Source organism: Pseudomonas sp. 01L34 (assembly GCF_056400265.1).
The window spans coordinates 346,575-365,770 of the sequence record NZ_JBFTSX010000001.1 but is presented as its reverse complement, the minus strand read 5'-3'; the positions used below and the strand labels follow the sequence as shown (position 1 = coordinate 365,770).

Annotated in this window: 13 protein-coding genes; 10 read left to right on the top strand and 3 right to left on the bottom strand. The window is 57.3% G+C overall.

The genetic code is table 11. The features are described 5' to 3' along the window. Positions 1 to 67 precede the first annotated feature (67 nt). Together AC1DQM_RS01600 and AC1DQM_RS01595 are read left to right on the top strand one after the other, a co-directional pair. On the top strand, positions 68 to 4,930 hold the full coding sequence (locus AC1DQM_RS01600) for a dermonecrotic toxin domain-containing protein (RefSeq protein WP_477745740.1): 4,863 nt from the start codon (positions 68 to 70) through the stop codon (positions 4,928 to 4,930). A 131-nt stretch (positions 4,931 to 5,061) separates the two neighbouring features. Further along, positions 5,062 to 6,063 (top strand): FecR family protein, encoded by a 1,002-nt coding sequence (locus tag AC1DQM_RS01595; RefSeq protein ID WP_477745739.1) that lies wholly within the window; start codon positions 5,062 to 5,064, stop codon positions 6,061 to 6,063. Positions 6,064 to 6,119: 56 nt separating this feature from the next. Here AC1DQM_RS01595 and pvdQ read toward each other — a convergent pair whose 3' ends face one another. Continuing rightward, positions 6,120 to 8,465, bottom strand: coding sequence for a bifunctional acylase PvdQ (gene pvdQ, locus AC1DQM_RS01590; protein WP_477745738.1), 2,346 nt, complete (start codon positions 8,463 to 8,465; stop codon positions 6,120 to 6,122). 235 nt (positions 8,466 to 8,700) lie between these two features. Here pvdQ and AC1DQM_RS01585 point away from each other — a divergent pair, with 235 nt between their 5' ends. Further along, entirely contained in the window at positions 8,701 to 9,102 is a 402-nt protein-coding gene (locus AC1DQM_RS01585) for a fe2+ zn2+ uptake regulation protein (RefSeq protein ID WP_477745737.1), read from the top strand. Here AC1DQM_RS01585 and AC1DQM_RS01580 read toward each other — a convergent pair. Next, complete coding sequence (locus AC1DQM_RS01580; RefSeq protein WP_018926107.1) at positions 9,092 to 9,280, bottom strand: hypothetical protein; 189 nt, start codon at positions 9,278 to 9,280, stop codon at positions 9,092 to 9,094. The two genes, AC1DQM_RS01585 and AC1DQM_RS01580, sit on opposite strands and share 11 nt — an antisense overlap. Before the next feature lie 158 nt (positions 9,281 to 9,438). On the opposite strand from AC1DQM_RS01580, the gene AC1DQM_RS01575 reads away from it, so the two are divergent. The 6 genes from AC1DQM_RS01575 to AC1DQM_RS01550 all read left to right on the top strand — a co-directional run bounded on the left by AC1DQM_RS01575 (position 9,439) and on the right by AC1DQM_RS01550 (position 16,960). Further along, entirely contained in the window at positions 9,439 to 9,576 is a 138-nt protein-coding gene (locus tag AC1DQM_RS01575; RefSeq protein WP_018926108.1) for a hypothetical protein, read from the top strand. Between the two features lie 297 nt (positions 9,577 to 9,873). Then, entirely contained in the window at positions 9,874 to 11,115 is a 1,242-nt protein-coding gene (locus tag AC1DQM_RS01570; protein ID WP_477745736.1) for an MFS transporter, read from the top strand. A gap of 21 nt (positions 11,116 to 11,136) precedes the next feature. Continuing rightward, positions 11,137 to 12,267: a LuxE/PaaK family acyltransferase gene (locus AC1DQM_RS01565; protein ID WP_026286419.1), complete on the top strand. Its 1,131-nt coding sequence runs from the start codon at positions 11,137 to 11,139 to the stop codon at positions 12,265 to 12,267. 1 nt (position 12,268) lies between these two features. Continuing rightward, positions 12,269 to 14,671 (top strand): aldehyde dehydrogenase family protein, encoded by a 2,403-nt coding sequence (locus AC1DQM_RS01560; protein WP_477745735.1) that lies wholly within the window; start codon positions 12,269 to 12,271, stop codon positions 14,669 to 14,671. A gap of 40 nt (positions 14,672 to 14,711) precedes the next feature. After that, entirely contained in the window at positions 14,712 to 16,001 is a 1,290-nt protein-coding gene (locus tag AC1DQM_RS01555) for a phenylacetate--CoA ligase family protein (protein ID WP_167331179.1), read from the top strand. Then, positions 16,001 to 16,960, top strand: a complete 960-nt coding sequence (locus AC1DQM_RS01550) for a GNAT family N-acetyltransferase (protein WP_477745734.1) — start codon at positions 16,001 to 16,003, stop codon at positions 16,958 to 16,960. The genes AC1DQM_RS01555 and AC1DQM_RS01550 overlap by 1 nt, the downstream gene beginning before the upstream one ends. Here the strand turns inward: AC1DQM_RS01550 and AC1DQM_RS01545 are convergent. Then, positions 16,949 to 17,875, bottom strand: coding sequence for a LysR family transcriptional regulator (locus tag AC1DQM_RS01545; protein ID WP_477745733.1), 927 nt, complete (start codon positions 17,873 to 17,875; stop codon positions 16,949 to 16,951). The genes AC1DQM_RS01550 and AC1DQM_RS01545 overlap by 12 nt on opposite strands. A gap of 115 nt (positions 17,876 to 17,990) precedes the next feature. Between AC1DQM_RS01545 and AC1DQM_RS01540 the strand changes: the two genes are divergently transcribed. Further along, on the top strand, positions 17,991 to 18,986 hold the full coding sequence (locus AC1DQM_RS01540) for an aldo/keto reductase (RefSeq protein ID WP_064618145.1): 996 nt from the start codon (positions 17,991 to 17,993) through the stop codon (positions 18,984 to 18,986). Positions 18,987 to 19,196 lie beyond the last annotated feature (210 nt).

Here is a 19,196-nt window from a genome sequence, read left to right as displayed (position 1 = left end):
CCCTACTGTTTTCCCTCGAGCCAACGACCTGCGATCGCCATCGATCGCAGCCCATCGAGGAAAAATCATGACTGCTCCAGCACTGCCGTATTTTTTCGACGAGGCAGAACGTGCATCCAATGCCAAACACCCCGGTGATCGCGAGAAAGCGCTGCATCTCACTCTTGACGATTTGAAATGGTTGAGGGGTGGTGTCTATCTCGCCACCCACGAGGTTCGCGCAGCCCAAAAGACTCCGATGCAGATAGATCGGTTGATGTTGAAGATGCCCGACGGGACTGACATTCCATTGGCCGGTGCGTTTTGCATGAGCCACCCCAAAGTCGAGGACGATGTCAAAAACGAACACAAGGCCAACGGCGAAGTCATCCTCTACACACCGTGGAAAGGTCTCGTCAAATACGCGGACATGACCGACCTCACCAAGAAACTCGAGGAACTGCTGAGCCAGGACGACGGCAAGCAGGCGCTGTTACGTTATCTCTCCATCGAACAGCGGGCGACTGCATTGGCCACCACGGGCTTGACAGTGACGCCGCAAAAAATCGAGGGGGCGGGGTTTCAGGACCAGGAGCAGATCCTCGACCGCAACCAGACGCAGAACATCCAGACGATGCTGGCTGAACTGGTGAAAATTCCGTCGCTGCAATCGATGCTGGACGAGCTGCTCAACATCGCCCTGGCCAAGCGTTTTCCCAAACTGGACCAGCGCCAAACGCAACTGGATAGTTTTATCGACAGCGCGTCTCCCTCCTCCAATACCGACAACCCGGAAAGCCGGCGCAAGCTTTCTTCGCTATCTCTGAGCGATGCCCTGCTGCACTTCTACCTGACCAATCAATGGCCGGATGGCGACATCAGGACCTTCTCCAACCCCGGCCACGGTGTGAGCAGCGACGCTGATAACCAGGCCTGGGAACTCGAGGTAAAAGAGATCGCGCAAAGCTTCACGCCCCATCTGCAGAGTCTGCTCGAAACCTTCTGGAATTCTCCCATGAGCAGCGGGCAGTCCCGTTCCGAATTTTTCGCCGAGGGCATGCGGGATGCCTATCATGTGGATCTTCTGCGAAAACGTCAGCAAGGTATTTTGAACACCACTGAATATCTGGAGTTGATGAGCGTCAGCGGCGCCGCGCCTGCGCCAGCCCTTCCGTTACGGGTCGAGGCCGTACGTGTCAGCGCCCTCTACAAACATTACGTAGAGCTCGCATCCACCTTTATGTGTGGTAACTCGGACACCTTGGGCTACCTGTACACCCACTCCTCAGGCATCCAGGCCAGTACCGATCTTGCAGCGATAAAAGACACGATACTGACCATGCTCAAAAGTGAAGGTCACGAGGACAATCTGCTTAATTTCATGTCCCTCGAGGAACGCGGCACCTTCCTGTCGCTTGAGCCACAGGAGCGCCTGATCATTGCTGAACCGATTAGCGGCCAGGTGTTTGAGCGACTCATGGAAGATGTCCGGGCCAAGCAATGGCAGAACCTGACCTACGCCCTGAGCCGGTACCGGGAAAGCGAGGGCACGCTCAATGTGCATGCGTTGCTCGACAATGCGCTGGATGTACGGGGCCTGATCGACAATCGCCTGTTGACCGGCGATGCAAACGGCCGCTGGAGCACCCGGGCCGATCAGCGATGGAGTGCCCGACCGGCCACCGTGCGGGCAGAATCGGCAAAAGAACAACTGGAAAGTCTCTCCACCGTCAAGCAGGCACTCGAGCAACAGCTGGATAAACACCCGTCCATTTCGGTTAAAACGTTAGCGGCGGCACAAACCCTCACCCGTTCGTCCCTTGAGCAACTGCAACCCAAGTTTGTGCATACCCTGACCACCGCATTGCGTAGCGAGCACAAGCTGCTGGGTGTCATCCGCGCGCTTGGGACGACGGAACTGGCAATGATCAAGACGGTGCTTGAGACGCCGGTCCGGCTGCAACGCGCAGCGCTGAACGGTTTTCTGCCGGACGTCTTTTCCCTTGCGCTGAAGGCCGGCGACTCCAGTGACTTGCTCGATCTCGCCAGTTGTTTTGTGCTCACCGAACGCGGCGGCCTGGACCCGACCCACTCCGGCAAGGCGATTTTATGGACCCCCGCCTCGGGATTCGAAGCCTTTTCCGCCCTCACACCGCTGCTGACAGCGTTCAATAAACGTTTGCAGAGCGAGGACGATCGCCCAGCGATTCTGGAGAATATCGAAAGAAGCCAGCGAACATCAGGGCGCACCTTTACCCTCGCGCCATTACAGCTGATTCATGAGAATTTTCTGGATCACGTACAAAAACCATTTGTTCGGCTGGATCAACTGTCCGTCGAACGCGCATTGGCCTCCCCCCTGACCGAACCGGTCCTGAAGAATCTACTGAGCCTGGTGGCATTGCATAAACCGATGACGGGGCTGCGTCGGGCAACAGACCTCGCGCGCTCTCTGACGACACAACAAAAGCTTCCGGCATGGTTGGCCAAAGCGTCCATACAGGATCAGAGACTGCATGCAGAACTGCTTCAGCAATACCTGAACAATGCCCAGGACGATAAGGATTACCTGAGCGGCGTGCGCTCTCTTGAACGCACGGCACAGTTCGAGTTGAAAGAGTTACTCAAGGCCGATGAATTGACCATTGATCCGGACAACGTCCAGGTGCAGGTTGCCTCGCGCCTGATGTCCACGGCAAAGACGTTAACGCTGTCGGCTTTTGCATTGACTCACTTTGATGAACTGGACAGTGCCGACTTCAAGTTGAAGTCACTCACCTCAGCCGCCATCCCTGCCAAAATGGACAAGCCTTACATCAAGAGCCTGATACGAAAGCTGAATGTCGGTCAGTTCCACAAAAAATTTGTGGAGGCGGCGCTTGCCGAAACCAGCACCACTGCGAAATCCTGCAGACAGCTGTTCGCCGCACAATTGCCCTGGCAACTGCTGCACTACGCGCATTCGCTAAAACTGCAGGAACGCCTGAGCGAAACCGGGCTCGACCTCGTTCGGCAGGTCATGGACATGCCCGATGCAATCGCCCGCGAGGCCGTCAGCGGTACGAATGCGATAATCCGTCCACTTGAGCTTCTCTTCGGTAAAGACCAGTCGATCAAAGTCCCGGGAATGTATTTGATCGGCCCCAAACAGAACACCCCGGGACCCGAGGTGCTTATCGCGCCCTATAGCCCTGAGCATGGCGTGAAGGAATATGAAAACGAAAAGCTGTTGCTGACCGAGCTCAAGTCACAAGGGCCATTACAAAGTTGGGTGCGCAACAGGCTGTCGGACACCGGCCGCACGCATTACGACACCCATGTGACGGGTACGAAAGCGTCCGGCAAGATCAGTCTGGCCTCCAACCCCATCAAGGGCCATCTGTTCAGGCACCTGTTCAACGAAAATATCAAACTCCTCGCGCGACTGTTGGGCACCCAGTCCAACAAAGACGCTCAAGGCGAGTGGGAAACCGTAAAACGTGTACTGGGTGACGATCTGGAACAGGCCTATACATTCCTGATGGGCAAACTGGCCTACCCGATTGTCGTGTGGCGCAGCTATCGTGAGGTCAAGCAGTCTGCGGAGGAGCTTCAACAACACAAATGGGGCCCGGCGATAACATCCTTTATCAGCGGCATCACGCAACTGGCGATGTTGCGCCAGTCAATGGAAGGCCAGGCAGAGCCCTCTGCAGCGGCCAGCGAGTCTTCCCCCTCCCCAGCCAGTGCCAGCCTTAAATGGCAAGACATCGCCACTACCGATCCCGCACGCACCGGTTTGCAGAACCACGAGCACGTTGATGTCAACCTTGGCTCGATGACCCGGGACACCGCCCTTGGGCTCTACACGCACCCGACCACACAGAAAAAATACGGTGCGGTTGAAGGAAAGGTCTATCAACTCGAAAAACGTGGCCTGCGCTGGCGCATCAGCGGTCCGGACGGAAGCGGCCCCCATGTTGCTCGAAACGCTTCAAAGCAGTGGGTGCGGGAACCGGATGAGCTGGTTCGTCAGTACAGCCTGATCAAGAGGTTGAAAACGTGGAACGCTGTCCGTGGCGGGATGAACGTCGAAGCCAACGGAATGGCTCAAATACGCCGGCTCTTCCCTGTGCGGGCGCGGCTGATCGACGAAGGCCTTGACTTCGCAACTACCTATGCGTGGAACGGTTTTCGTAACTTGCAACTGTTGAAAAATTCAGGCGACACAGAGACACCGGTTCATCAGCTCGTCAGGAGGTTTCTTGATGTGTCGGAGATATCGCCCGAGCATGTGACGATGATCCAGAAGGTCGTAGAGGACATTCTCGGTGCCTTGTTGGATCCGACCCTCAGGAACGAGCAGTCGGAACGCTTCGTCACCGGGAGAGCTCATCCCGGTGACCGGGACCATATGTTTGCCTTCACGATCCCTACCGATCAACAGAAAAAAATCTACCTGGCAGAGAAGTATTTTATGCCTTACATGGATCACTACCGTAATTACATGACCGATGCCGCGTTCCCGATCCGTGCCCACGCCCGCGCAACGACGTTGATCCACGAGCTGTCGCATGTAATTTGTGACACGGAGGATATTGCTTATATGGATGCAAGCAGACCGTTTGTCGACCTGATTGATACCACTACGCCCCGTGGCAACCATTTGAGCAAGGCGCTGACACAGCTTCAGAAGGAAGCACTTTCAATCCATACCCCCTTATCCGAACTGTTCGCCGTTTTGAATGACGATACAAATGTATGGGAAGATTTTGGTCAAACCTTCTACGAGGAAACCAACCGTACACGTGACCGGATTTTGAGTTTGACCGGAAAAAAAACCCTGGCCGAAGCACGCACGCATTTCAAAAAGGATGCTACGACAAGACTGGCTGTCCAGCTGGCCAATGCTGACTCTGTCGCTTGGCTTATCTCTCATTTGGGACGTCAACTTCACGTCGACACCCCCTGAAACGCGGTCACCAGGCACTGGCGCAATGTCAGTGCCCTGAAAATAACTTCGACTTTGATGGGGAAATGCCATGACGATTGTTCTCGCAGGCTTCCCCTCAAGGTTAGAATGCAGGAAATCAGGATGAGTCAATGACCGACCACTCTCTCTCGCAAGCCCAATACGACGCCATCACCGATGCCGCTGCGCACTGGTGCATGCGTCTGCACGCCAGCGACTGCACGGCAGAGGAACGCCTGGCGTTCGAGCAATGGCGTGATGCCCATCCGCTGCACGCCTTCGAGTACGAAGCCATGCTGGAGATCTGGGATGTTGCGGGGGATTTGCCTCGTCCTGAATCCGTCACACCGGCTGTTCGGCTCAAACCGACAACACCCTGGCGCACTTTCGGCATCGCAGCCGCGATCTGCGCCCTGGCGCTGCCACTGGCCGCGTATACCGGATGGAACCTGGGGTGGCTGCCCAATGCCTACCAGCATTTCGAGGCGACCGATAGTGTTCGTCAGGTCACACTGGGTGACGGCAGCCAGGTGGAGCTGAACCTGGGCAGTGAACTGACGTTCAGCAATTACAAGGATCAACGTCGTGTCACGCTGAAAAAAGGCGAAGCCTTCTTCAGCGTCAGCCACGACCTGCAGCACCCGTTCATTGTCAGGGCGGGCGACGGCAGGATTCGCGTCACCGGCACCCAATTCAATGTCTGGATGTATGAAGACCAGGTACGCGTGAACCTGATCGAGGGTTCCGTGCTGGTGACCAGCAACGATGCCCTGCCCAGCGACGGTCTACGCCTGGAACCTGCGATGCAGGCACGTTACAGGCACGGCGACTTCACGCCACAAATCAGCCAGACCTATGCCAACGACCAGTCGCTGGCCTGGCGTAGCGGCAAACTGGTGCTTGATAATCTGGCGCTGACCGATGCCCTGCCCTTGATCAATCGTTATCTGAACAAACCGGTGATGCTCGCGGACCACAGCGCTGGTTCGATTCGCCTCGGCGGTATCTACAACATCAAAGAGCTCAATAACCTGGTGGCTTCGCTGCCCAAGGTGCTGCCGGTCTACCTGACCCGCAACCAGGACGGCAATCCGGTCCTCAACTCAATGCCTCAACAAGCCCCAAAAAGCTGAAGGCCGCGACCCTTGCGGGGTACGGCCTTCACCTTTTCATTTAAACGCTATCGCTGTTACTGCGCGGCGATCTTCCCCACCTTTTCATCCTGCTCGCGGATCGTCTGAGCCTGATACTGCGGATCAGCCGTGATCTGCTGCTCGGTGAACGGCAACACACTCAACTGTTTGTTCGAAAAGGCCTGTGTCTGGTCCCGGGAATACTTCGACGCCGGGTCACTGGACAACGAGAATGCCAGCAAACCCTGAACCTGCGGCCCCTTGTCATCGAACGTCACCACCTGCAAATAGCTGGTGCCACTGACGACTTCACGTTTGCCGTCGGTTCTCGGCACGCTTTGAATGGCGTTATACACACCCAGCGCGCCCGGCCCGCCGTGGATCGGCGTTTGCTGCCCGCCACTGCTGGCCACCTGGATATCGCCCCAGCGGCTGTCGGCCTTCAGGCCAAGGGTCTCGACCTTCTCTACCGAAGCCAGCATCGCCGCTCGAACCGCTTTGGCGACTTCCGGCCGTTCGGTTGCCAGGCCACTCGGGGTGTGTTGCGGATCCTTCGGATCGAACGCCACACGCCAGAAGTCAGGGGTTTGCTGCAACGCCAGCATGACGTTCTGAAAATGCACAAAGCCCAGCCCACTGTCCAGATTCACTCGGTGATCCCAAGCCTTGAGACTGGCACACAAGGGCGTCAGCGTCGGCGCATCGGTGCCGAGGTCCGCGGCACAGAATTGCAGCAGGTCCGGCATCACCAGGGCCGCCTGATACACCTGATCGTCCATCACCATGTGTTGCAGATCCGCCGCCGCAATAGGACCCGCCTTGTTTAAAAAGCTCAGGCGCTCCAGGGCGAAGCGCGAACGCAGCCCCAATGGCTGGCTGTCCTGACTGATCAATGGCGAGAAACCGGTGAGCGGTTGTGCCGGGTTGGCCATCCAGGCCGAATCGTTGGAATGCTGCACAAAATCCTTGCGCAACAGTTGCGGCAATTTGTCTGCGGCATAAATGCCTTTTTGCGCGGCGTGCGGGTCGATGTCCCAGGCACAAGCACTGTTGGAGCCGTCGAGCAGGATCATCTGTAACCCCGCTCGCGGGTCGCTGCACTTGGCCAACTTCTCGGCACTGACGTTCGGCACCACTGACAGGTTCATGTAAAGCGTCTGCCCCTGATCGTCCACTGCCAGGGTGTTGACCCACGGGATACCCTGAATCTTGTGCACCGAAGCCTGTAAATCCTTGACGCTGGCGGCACGATTCATCGCGTACCACTGCTGCAAGACCCGGTCGTTGTCCAGGTTGGCATCACGCAGGCTGTAGGCAAACTGATTGTTCCAGTCCAGTTTTCCAGGCCATTGCACAATCGGCCCGAACGCCGAGCTATAGACCACATGGGAAATCTGCCGGGTCTGGCCATCGGGTTGCTTCACGCTGACTGTCAGCGTCTGCTTTTTCATTGGCAAAGACTTGCCATCGAGCAGGTAGCGGGTCGGCTCCTTCGGATCGAGTTGCAGGCGATACAAGGTGAAGTGCTTGGACGAGTCCACGGTGTGGGTCCATGCCAGATGCTGGTTGAACCCGATGTTGATCATCGGCAGACCGGGCAACGCGGCGCCCATCACATCCAGTTTGCCGGGAATGGTCAGGTGCATCTGATAAAAACGCATCCCGCCCACCCAAGGGAAGTGCGGATTGGCCAGCAGCATTCCGCGACCGTTGAACGAACGCTCGCTGCCAACCGCCACGGCATTGCTGCCGCGATCCAGAGCAAAGCGTTGCATGCGCGAAGCCGCCAACTGGAACGACGCCGGGTCGCCTGCCGCATGAGCGACGGCTTTAGGCGGAGTCGCGCCGGCCAGTGCTTCGGCAAACTGGCCCACGCCGCCTTCGACCAACAATCGACGAGTCAACTTGACCAGGTCCTGGGCGGTAATTGCGCGCACCCATTCGCCTTGGCATTGCTGCGGTAAACCTTGCGCTCGACGCTCTGTCAGCGAACGGTTGTAACCCGCCACATAGCCTTCAATGAGATCACGTACTTCAGGAGTTTGCGCCTGCCAGAAACCGGCGACAGCCTCGGGGGTGTTCAGCCAGTTGAAAAACAGATCGCTGGCCAGGTTGCCGCGCTCCTCGAGCGTCACCTGCTCCGGGCCAAAATACTGCGAACGCTCGCCATTGACGGTGACGATCTCATTGGCCAGCAAGCACAAGTTGTCTTGAGCGTAGGCGTAGCCAATGCCATAGCCGAGCCCGCGCTCGTTTTCGGCGCGGATATGCGGTACGCCGAAACTGGTTCGACGGATGTCGGCCGTCGCCTGCTCTGGCTGACTGCGCGCGTTTGCCGCAAGGCTCAGCCCCAGAAACACACCCGCCAGGCTCAACCTGGTTAACTGCCTGGAAATAATCACGCTCGCTCCTGATCGAAAAGACGTATGACACGCAATGCGCCTTCCAGAAAAACGAAGCGAACACCAAAAAAATTAGGTCTTCGAGGGCATCCCCAAATGCCCTTCTCACAGAGCGCTGACGTCGCGGCGACAAATTTTCTACATGCAGGTCTTCATTATTTCCCGGCTCGTTCGTCTTATTGATCAAGAGCACCCATCACATTTTCATGATCAGGCTCTGGAAAGGAGTTTTTGCATGTACAACCCGCAACTGCCAACGGATGGTAGCCATACATCAAAGGGCAGCGCCATGAGCTCCGGTGCTTGCAATCAACAGACCGAACGCCAGGGCAACGAACGGATCAGGTTTTTGCTCAAGTGCTTTGGCCTGCGGACCAGCCTGATTCGCCTGAAAGTCATCGACGCCTTGCTAAGCGCCGCCGAAGGCGACCGCAGCCTGGGTGTGCGCGGTGTGCACAGTCATTTGCTGGACCTGGACATTCCCCTGTCCTTTCTCAGTGTCCGCGAAGTGTTGAAACGCCTGTGCAGTGAAGGCGTTATCACGCTCAATCCAGACAAAAGCTACAGCCTGCATCCACAGGCTGTCGCCGTCCTTCATGGCGAGCAATCAGGCCAGCAGGCGTCGCTCAAGGCTTGACCTTGCGACGCATCACGCCATTGATCACCACCACGACCACCGCCACGCCAATGGCGATGTACTGGAACAGCTTCTCGCTGATGAACCCTGCGTTCTGCAGCCAGGAAAGGCCGAACATGATCCCCAGTACCACCAGGGAAATCAGAATCGAGTATTTCAAACGTTGCGACTGGGTCATTACGGGTTCCTGAACCAAAAAAATGTATCCGGTTTGTATCCGATTGCATACCAAACCCCTACAGTTCTGCGCGAATGCGGGGCTGCAAACGGGGTCTCATGTTACAGCCGATGAAGAGTTTTGACTTCATTGCGGCGATAACCATGAGGATTTTTAAAATGTTCCGTCGAATCACAAAGCTGATTCCACTGCTCGCCCTCCTGACCCTGAGTGGCTGCATCATTTTTCCTAATAACGGCTGGCATGGCGGCCACCATTACGACCGTGACGGACACGGCTACTATCAGCGTCGATAACGTTAAACTGCTTTCTTGACCAGTGAATAACTTACCATTCACTCACAAGACGAAGAAATCACCCTACAAGTCGCGTACAAATGCCTGCTCTATCGCGGGCATTTTTGTGTAGGACTATTCTTATTTCTCTGTAATTTTATTTACAAAAGCCCACTCCTCTTTCCCCTGAACTTCCAGCCAGACACATAACGAAAAGTATTGAAACTCTTAGCCTCACATAAGCACATGTAATTATTCATGAGCCATGGTTACTCTTGCTCTGCTGCCTTATCCAACTCCAGCACCAACGGGAACGCCATGCGCAAACCTTTGATAAATATAAGTCCGCCTCGATTATTCGGTTTTTGTCTTGCAATCACTCTTTTCGAACTGCTGACTTATATGGCCAGCGATATGATTATGCCGGCCATGTTGACCGTCACCCATCAACTGGATGCCAGTACGAGTCACGTTCCATATGCCTTCAATCTTTACTTGATTGGCGGCGTTCTTCTGCAGTGGCTTATCGGACCATTGTCCGATCACTTCGGTCGTCGCAGGCTGTTGCTCATCGGTTGTGCGGTGTTCGCCCTGGCCTGTGCCGTGGCGTTCTACGTGCAGAGCATTCTTGCCTTCAACGGCTTGCGCCTGATTCAGGGCATCGGATTGGGATTTGTCATTGCAGTCAGTTATCCAGCCCTGCAAGAAGTCTTCTGCGAAGCCGACGCGGTAAAAATCATGGCGTTGCTGGGGAACGTTGCGCTGCTCTCCCCGCTGCTCGGCCCCCTGCTCAGCAGCCTGGCGCTGGAATGGCTTTCCTGGCGGGAGCTGTTTTTAGTGTTGGGTGTCGGCGGCGCGACGGTCTGGCTCGGGCTTTACCTGTTCATGCCGGAAACCGTGGGCACCGCGCGCCAGGACGGTCAACAATTGGCCGCAGTGCCCTTTGAATGGAACGGCACCGTGCGCCGATACGCCGCGTTGCTCACCAACACACAATTCCTGAGCGCTACCGTCGCCCTGGGACTAATGAGCCTGCCGTTGATTGCCTGGATCGGCTTGGCGCCAATCTTGCTGATCCAGAGCCAGGGACTTCCTCCTCTGCAGTATGGCCAGTGGCAAATCCCGGTATTTGCGGCCGTCATTCTCGGCAATCTGATACTCAACCGATTGATTGCCAACACTGAACTGCCCCAACTGATTCGATATGCGCTCTGGCCATTTTGCGGCGGGCTCATTGCATTGATCACCATAACGTTCACCGGTGCTTCAACGGTGCTGTTGGTCAGTTGCCTATCGCTTTACGCCATCGGTCTCGGCATGAGCAATGCCGCGCTGTACCGGCTCGCCCTGTTCTCCAGCGACGACAGCAAAGGCCTGGTCTCGGCCATGATCGGCATGATCTCCATTGCCGTCATGGGTGGCGGCGGCTCAATTATCGCCGCACTGGGTGCCGGTGACAGCCTTGAAGCCTTCGCCCTGATGGCCGGCCTCACGGGACTCTTGTGCCTGGCGCCCTTACGACTGTTTCTGCGTCGCTCTCATATCACGCTTGCCGTCTGATACCACCCCATAGGTCTTTTGATGATCCATCTACCCCACGCCGATGCGCTTTGCGCGTTAACGCAACCCTATTGCCTGGAATCCATGCCAGAAGGTCTGTTCGATCAGGCAATGGGTGAAATCAGCCTGTTTCATTGTCATCACACGCCCGGATATGAACGCTGGCTGAACGCCAATGGCCTTGATGCCCGCACTCTCGAGACGCTGGATGACTGGTCAAGGTTGCCGCCGATTTTCGCCAATTACTTCAAACGTCATCTGCTGATCAGTCCCACAGGCGAAGGCGCGCTGGAGATGACCTCATCCGGCACCAGCGGTCAGAAGAGTCGCATGCGCTACGACCATCGCAGCATGGTCGCCGCCCAAGGCATGGTGAGCCACATTTTCCGGCACTACGGCTGGGACACCCCGGACAGCCCCTGCAATTATTTGCTTCTGAGCTACGAACCCGAGGCGGTCATTACCCTGGGCACGGCCTATACCGATCAATTTCTGTGTAGCTATGCCCCCGTCAACCGAGCCGCTTACGGCTTGCGCCTGACCGGCAAAGGCCACGAGTTCGACCTCTTCGGTGTCATTCGCGCCCTGCAGGAGTTTGCCGAGGAAGGATTGCCCGTTCGCATTCTCGGTTTTCCGGCGTTCCTTTCCCATGCACTGCAGCACATGGAGGACACAGGCGTGGCCGACTTGCAGTTGCCTGCCCAGTCACTGGTGTTGCTGGGGGGCGGCTGGAAAACCCAGGCGGCACAGGAGATTCCCCTGCATCAGTTGTATGCCCGCATCAACCGGCAATTGGGTATCGACCTGTCCCGCTGCCGGGACGGCTACGGCGCCGTAGAGCATGCCGTGCCCTATATCCAGTGTGCCCACCATCATTTTCATGTACCGATTTACTCGAAGGTTTTCGTGCGCAACCCATCCGATTTCACTGTCCAGCCCTACGGCCAGCGCGGTTTGCTGGAATTCGTCTCCCCCTACATTTCCTCAAGCCCTGCTCATGCTGTGGTCATGGGCGATCTGGCAACGTTGCACCCCGGCGCCAGTTGCGGATGCGGCCTGACGACCGATTGGTTCGAACTGCATGGACGTGCCGGCACCAGCGCCAGTCGTAGCTGTGCCATGGCCGCTTCAGAACTGATCGGGGGAGCTTGATATGTACCTGATCAATGGCCAACTGCGCGACGACATCTCTGCCCAAAGCGCCCTCGAACTCCTTCAGCAACCGCTGCCCCGGCTGCTGGCTACGCCGATCGACAGCGATATCGTGATCGAGTCCGCCGCTTGCTTTGCCACGCAGTTGCAAGCTCGCAGCCTGGATCTGCCCCTGGACGACGACCAATGTCAGGGGCTTATCGACTTCTGCCAGCGCAGCAACCTGAGCACCAAGCTTGAACGGGAATTGGGCCCGCAACCGCGTTCACTGCGGCGTATCGACTACCGCCAGCCAAGCTTCGAAAGCTGGCATCCATTGGGGCTGGTGGTGCATATCACCCCGGGCAATGCGCCGATGCTGGCGTTCTGCGCGATTCTCGAAAGCCTGTTAGCCGGCAACATCAACTGGCTGCGCCCCAGCTCCAGCGATCAGGGTTTGACCGCACAATTGCTCGCCGCCCTTTTGCGTTGCGACACCAGTGGCAGACTGGCCGAATTCGTAGCGGTTCTGCCGGTGGACACCTCCTATATCGCTCAACTCTGCGCCAAGGCCGATGGGGTATCCGCCTGGGGCGCAGAAGTGGCGCTTAAATCGATCCGCCAGCAGATCCCGTCCGGCTGTCGCTGGATCGATTGGGGACACAAGATCAGCTTCGCCTACCTGTCACCTGATGCGGCGTCGCCTTCGGCGCTCGATGCCCTGGCGGATGAAGTCTGTCGACTGGATCAACAAGCGTGTTCCAGTCCTCAATGGGTGCTGGTGGACAGCAACGATCCGGCCGTCTTGCAGAACCTCGGAGATCGACTGGCCGAAGCCTTCAACCGTCGCGCCCCACACTGGCCGGCATTAACGCCGACAGATCAGGAAGCATCGGAAATCACCACCCGCACCGCCATGGCACGGCTCGATCAGTGCTTTGCCAATCAGACCGGCCAAGTGTGGACTGGCCTCGGATGGCGCGTCATCTGGGAGCACCATCAAAAGCTCGCGCCGTCACCGTTGTTTCGTACGATTGTGCTCAAACCGGTTCCTCAGTATCTGCTCGCCGAGACGCTGCAGCCTTGGCGCAACTTCCTGCAAAGCTGCGCGTTGATGTCCCCCTCGGCAAAAACGCCTGAGCTCGTTCGAACATTGGTCAATGCCGGCGTCAGTCGCATTGCACCTTGCGAATCGATCCATGACGGATACACCGGCGAGCCCCACGATGGCGTCTACGCGCTGTCGCGTCTGAGTCGCCGCCTCTCGGTGAGTTTGCCCCAGCATGTCTTAACAGGTCGTGCAACGCTCGACCCAGTTCCGCCCGCCCCCGACACATCCCGTGACCCGATCATGGACAAGGACACTTTTATGGCCCAGCCGATCGGGTCCGCAGCACAGCTGTACTTCCGCTCCGGCGGTAGCAGCGGGACCCCGGCGCTGGCTGGCTTCAGCTATCAAGACTTTCATCGACAAATGCGCGCCTCGGCCGACGGCATGTTCTGCGTCGGGCTCGATCCGTCACTGGACCGGGTGATGAACCTGTTCTACGGCGGCAACCTTTATGGTGGTTTTTTCAGTTGTTCCAACATTCTTGAACGGATGGGGGTTGTGCATTTGCCCATGGGGGCTCCCCAGGACGATGACTTCAGCGAAATCGCCCGACTGATCGTGGAGCAGCGTGTCACCGTGCTGATCGGCATGCCCAGCACGTTGCATCGGCTGTTTCTCAAAGAGCAGGCCCGACTTCGCGCTTATGCCGGTATCGGCAAAGTATTCCTTGGCGGCGAACATCCGGGAGAAGCCAGTCGGCGCCTGATGGAAAGCTGTGGGGTGTCGACGATTCGCTCCGCCATGTATGGCTCCGTCGATGCAGGCCCCCTGGGGCATGCCTGCCGGGCAACGGCGGACGGCGTATTCCACTTGATGAGCGAAATCCAGCATCTGGAAATCGTCCAGCTCGAACAGGATGCGCCGGTACAGGCCAATGAGATCGGCCGCCTGCTGTTTACGTCACGCGCCCGGCAGGGTCAGCACGTGCGCCGATATGACATCGGCGACACCGGCCGCTGGATACCCGGAACCTGCCCTTGCGGACTGGAGACGCCGCGATTCGAACTGCTGCAGCGGCACGACAAACTGGTGCGCATTGGCACGGAGTTCATTTCGCCCGCGGCGCTGGAACTCAGTGTGGGATCCCCCATTCAAGTGGTCCTGGACCACACCGCCAACGGGGTCGAACGCATGTACGTTCTCGCGGATGCAGACGCCGAGTGGGTACACGAAAAACTGCTGACCCACGAAGCCTTGGCGAATGCGGTGCGCGCTGAACTTTTAATTGTGGAGGTGACAACATGCGTTGAACAAGCATTCACCCGAAACAAACACAGTGGCAAAACCCCCTTAGTTATCGATCAACGAAAATAAGAGAAGTCGACGCAAGACGCCCACTATAAAAGAGAATCCCGTGAAGCCAACTTATTCGCTTGAACAACTTGTACCTTATATAAGACAACACTCCAACTTCTACCATAAACATCTGGAACACTTGCCCGAAAACGGGCTTACTTTAAAAGATCTGCCATTAACCCATGTGGCCGACTATTGGTCCGGTAGCAACGACTTGAGTCATTGGTCAGTCCTGACCGGAGATGTCGATGATGCACTGGTATTAAAAACCGGAGGCTCGACCAGCCAAGGCAAACTTGCGGTTTACTCCTACGAGGAATGGCAAGCCTTGGTCAGCACGTTCGGCGCCAGCCTCTCAGCTCAACTGAACAATGGCGACCGGGTTGCCAACCTGTTTTTTTCAGGGGATCTCTACGCCAGCTTTCTGTTCGTCCACGACTCCCTGGCCTATGTCGAGCGATCCATCTGCGAATTTCCGTTTACCGGAAACGTCGAGCCGGACGTATTGGCGGATGCCATAGAGCGGCATCGGATCAACGTTCTGGCCGGCGTACCGGCACAACTGCTGCAATTCTGCGCCTACCTGGCGCAGCATCGGCGTGTGTTGTACGGGGTTGAGACGCTGTTATATGCCGGCGAAAGCCTGTTTGCTCCGCAGTTGGCAATCCTTGGGGAAATGTTCCCCAATGCCCGTATCGCCTCGATCGGCTACGCCAGCGTAGACGCCGGGCTGATAGGCGCCAGCGATCGCGACTGCGCATTGGGCGAGCATCGGGTGTTCGATCAACAAACCCTGCTGGAAATCGTCGACGAACACACCGGTGAAGTGATTGAAGAGTGCGATCGCACCGGGTTGTTGGTACTGACCAACCTGACACGCCGGCTTATGCCGCTGCTGCGCTACCCAGTGGGCGACCGTGCCTGTTGGCGTGAGCCGGCCGCAACCCCGAGGCGTAAATTCGCGCTCAAAGGGCGCAGTGCCCACAGTCAACGAGTACGAGTCGGTGTGTTGTCGCTGTTCACTGAAGAAATACACGAGATCGTCCAGCGTGTAGCGCACAGCGAACAATGGCAATTGCTGATCGAGCAGACCGGCCCCAAGGATCTGCTGAGCGTGAAGTGGGTGCCCGAACCCCAGTTACAAGCCGTCGAACCGGTGCTCCGCGAATTGCGTGAAGCGCTGCTCGCCCACTACCCCGCCATCGACGACCTGAGCCGCGAGGGTCTGCTGGAGTTTCGAGTACTGCCTTGCGCAACCACAGACCTGAAACTCCACCCTCGCTCGGGCAAACAACTGCGGGTGCTGGATTTGCGAGTGTATGACGTGCCCTTGCAGGAGTTCGTGTGATGACCCCGTTGATAATTCGCGCCTACCGCCCTTCCGATGCAAACGCAGTGAGTCGATTGTTTCAAGAAGTCTACGGCGATCATTACGCTCAGCCGGATGTTTACCTGCCGAACATGATCAATCAGCACAATGCCGAGGGTCACTGGCAATCAATGCTGGCTGTGGATGACACAGCCGTCCTCGGTCATGCCGCGTTGCGACGCGACACACCTTCGAATACCGCGGAACTGGCCCTCACCGTGGTACATCCCGCCGCGCAGGGGCAGGACATCGCCACTCGTCTGGGCCGCGAACTGCTGAGACAGGCAGGTTCTCTGGGGCTTAAAAGCGCCTCGATCATGCAAGTGACCCACCATCCCTACACGCAACGCATCGCAAAGAAACTCGGTTTCCACAACACTGGACTGCTTCCCGACTACGTCCCCTCGCCATTTGGCGAACCACTTCCGGAAACCATGGTGATGTGTTGCCACATGATCGAAGGACACACACGACCACTCCCCGATATCCAATGGCCCGAAAGCTGCCGGGCGCTTATGCAGCACCTGTGCTCGGTATTCGGAACCCACCAGGACACTCCGCGCCTCGCCACGTCCTTGCAAATTGAACAACATCAGCATCGGGTCGACATTATCATTCAGCATTTGAACAATGATTTACTTGAGCAACTCCGGCAACTGCCCGGGCACTGGGTGATCTCGGCACGGCTCGAACTGTCCCGGCACTTCGCCCGGGACTTGTGCAGTTTTTCGGCGCTGGGCTTCGCCTTTACCGGCTTGATGCCTACGTCAGGTGACAATGGCTGGTTCGCCCTGTTTCATCGGGGCGTGCAGGTTCGATCCCTCGATCTGGGCTGCGTATACATGCAACAGTTGCATGACGATTTGCAGCAGAACGCGAGCGCCACGAGAAGCCAGCGCTGCGCCGATACACCCATTGGAGCCCGCTCAGCCGCGTGAGGGTTTCCTGTAAAAGTCATTACCCGGCTGAGCGCAAAGTTCCACCAGCCAGTCGACAAATACCCTAACCCGCCGGGATAACTGGCGGTGAGGAGGATAGAGCGCCGTCAGCGGCATACCCGGTGGCGGCACATCCCTCAGGACCTCGATCAAACGTCCCTCCTTCAATTGACGGGCAACGTGATAATACGGAGCCTGGACCAAGCCATATCCCGCCTCACACGCCGCCAGATAGCCATCGGAGCTGTTGACCGCGACGTGCTTGGGCAGGTCGATCAACCGCAACTGCCCATCGACGACAAACTCCAGTCCGTAGCGTTTGCCCGTGCTATTGGAAAAGTACTCCACCATCTGATGCCCCTTCAGATCCTCCAGACACCGCGGAGTCCCGCAACGTTGCAAGTATTCGGGACTCGCACACGTGACCTGATCCAGTGTGGCCAGAGGTCGCGCCACCAGTGATTCGTCCAGGGCCGAGCCGCCCCGCAACACGCAATCGACACCTTCGCGGATCAGATCCACAGTCCGGTCATTCAAACCGATTTCCAGCTCGATCAAGGGATAGCGTGCAGTGAATTGCGGCAATGCCGGGATCACCATCAAACGCCCCACTCCCGCCGGCATATCCACTCGCAACAGGCCTTTGGGGTTTTGGCGAGCAGCGGAAAACACGGCTTCGGTTTCCTCCAGATCCGCCAGCAACCGCACGCAACGCGGGTAATAGGCTGCGCCATCGAGCGTCAGACTGATTTGCCGGGTGGTGCGTTGCAGCAGTTGCACGCCCAGGTGGGCCTCAAGTTGCTTGATCAGAATGGTCACGGAGGCACGCGGCAATTGCAGGCTGTCCGCCGCCTTGGCGAAGCCGCCCAGTTCGACTATTCGCGTGAATACACGCATGGCGTTTAAACGATCCATGGTCAGGACTCGATGATTATTTAGAAATTACGAACAGTGATAGCACTTTTAGCCGGTTTATCTTCGTTCTGTCGAGATCGACACTAAGCGCCTACATCCACAGGGAGTTCATTTCATGCAAACACGTCAACTGGGCAAGAACGGACCACAGGTGTCAGCCATCGGTCTGGGCTGCATGGGCATGACCGATTTCTACACCACCGGCGTGGACACCCGCGAAGCCACGGCAACGCTGCATCGCGCGCTGGAGTTGGGGATCAACCTGCTCGACACGGCAGACATGTACGGCCCACACACCAACGAAGAGCTAATCGGCAAGGCGATTGTCGGCAAGCGCGACCAAGTGTTCCTGGCCAGCAAGTTCGGCATTGTCCGCGACCCGTCCAACCCCGGCGCGCGTGGCGTCAACGGTCGCCCGGAATACATTCGCGAAGCGATCGACGGCACCCTCAAGCGCCTGGGCGTGGAAACCCTGGATTTGTATTACCAGCACCGCATCGATCCGCAGGTGGCCATCGAGGAAACCGTCGGCGCCATGGCCGAACTGGTGAGGGCCGGCAAGGTGCGTTACCTGGGATTGAGTGAGGCCTCGGTCGATACACTGGAGCGAGCGCACAAGGTTCATCCGATCAGCGCCCTGCAAAGTGAATATTCGCTGTGGAGCCGCGATCAGGAAGAGAACGGTTGCCTGGCCGCATGCCAGCGCCTGGGCGTGGCCTTTGTACCTTATAGCCCGTTGGGCCGGGGCTTTTTGACCGGGGCACTGAAAAGCCCGGATGACTTCGCCGCAGACGACTACCGTCGCTTCAGCCCGCGTTTCCAAGGGGAAAACTTTGCCAAAAACCTGTTGCTGGTGCAGCAGGTACAAACGCTGGCCGCCGACAAAGGCGTGACAGCCGGCCAATTGGCCTTAGCCTGGGTTTTGGCTCAAGGGGATTACCTGATCCCGATTCCGGGCACCAAACAGCGTAAATACCTGGAGGAAAATGTGGCCGCGCTGGAGGTGAAACTGAGCCGCGAAGAGTTGCAGGCCCTTGAAGCGATATTCCCGGCCAATGCCACCGCTGGCTTGCGCTATCCGGAAGAGGTCATGAAGTTGCTCGACCGGTAGCCGTTGCCCTTGCCGTAGGCTTGCAAATTTTACAGTTCGTAAGTCCCCCTGAGCGCCGGTTTTCGACGCTCAGACGGCACACCTGACATTTTTGTCATTCCTCGCTCATTCAGCTGACAGCATCAACCTGCGATGATCTGGCCAGCCGACCTTGTATAACTTAGAAACACTCGCGCAATGCCCAGTCGGATAAAAGAGTCAAAATGCACC

What these genes read in the sequence shown, in the direction of transcription:
- AC1DQM_RS01540 (WP_064618145.1), top strand. Translation starts at nt 17,991, where the DNA reads ATGCAAACACGTCAACTGGGCAAGAACGGACCACAGGTGTCAGCCATC.
- AC1DQM_RS01545 (WP_477745733.1), bottom strand. Translation starts at nt 17,875, where the DNA reads ATGGATCGTTTAAACGCCATGCGTGTATTCACGCGAATAGTCGAACTG.
- AC1DQM_RS01565 (WP_026286419.1), top strand. Translation starts at nt 11,137, where the DNA reads ATGATCCATCTACCCCACGCCGATGCGCTTTGCGCGTTAACGCAACCC.
- AC1DQM_RS01560 (WP_477745735.1), top strand. Translation starts at nt 12,269, where the DNA reads ATGTACCTGATCAATGGCCAACTGCGCGACGACATCTCTGCCCAAAGC.
- AC1DQM_RS01570 (WP_477745736.1), top strand. Translation starts at nt 9,874, where the DNA reads ATGCGCAAACCTTTGATAAATATAAGTCCGCCTCGATTATTCGGTTTT.
- AC1DQM_RS01580 (WP_018926107.1), bottom strand. Translation starts at nt 9,280, where the DNA reads ATGACCCAGTCGCAACGTTTGAAATACTCGATTCTGATTTCCCTGGTG.
- AC1DQM_RS01600 (WP_477745740.1), top strand. Translation starts at nt 68, where the DNA reads ATGACTGCTCCAGCACTGCCGTATTTTTTCGACGAGGCAGAACGTGCA.
- AC1DQM_RS01575 (WP_018926108.1), top strand. Translation starts at nt 9,439, where the DNA reads ATGTTCCGTCGAATCACAAAGCTGATTCCACTGCTCGCCCTCCTGACC.
- AC1DQM_RS01585 (WP_477745737.1), top strand. Translation starts at nt 8,701, where the DNA reads ATGTACAACCCGCAACTGCCAACGGATGGTAGCCATACATCAAAGGGC.
- AC1DQM_RS01595 (WP_477745739.1), top strand. Translation starts at nt 5,062, where the DNA reads ATGACCGACCACTCTCTCTCGCAAGCCCAATACGACGCCATCACCGAT.
- AC1DQM_RS01550 (WP_477745734.1), top strand. Translation starts at nt 16,001, where the DNA reads ATGACCCCGTTGATAATTCGCGCCTACCGCCCTTCCGATGCAAACGCA.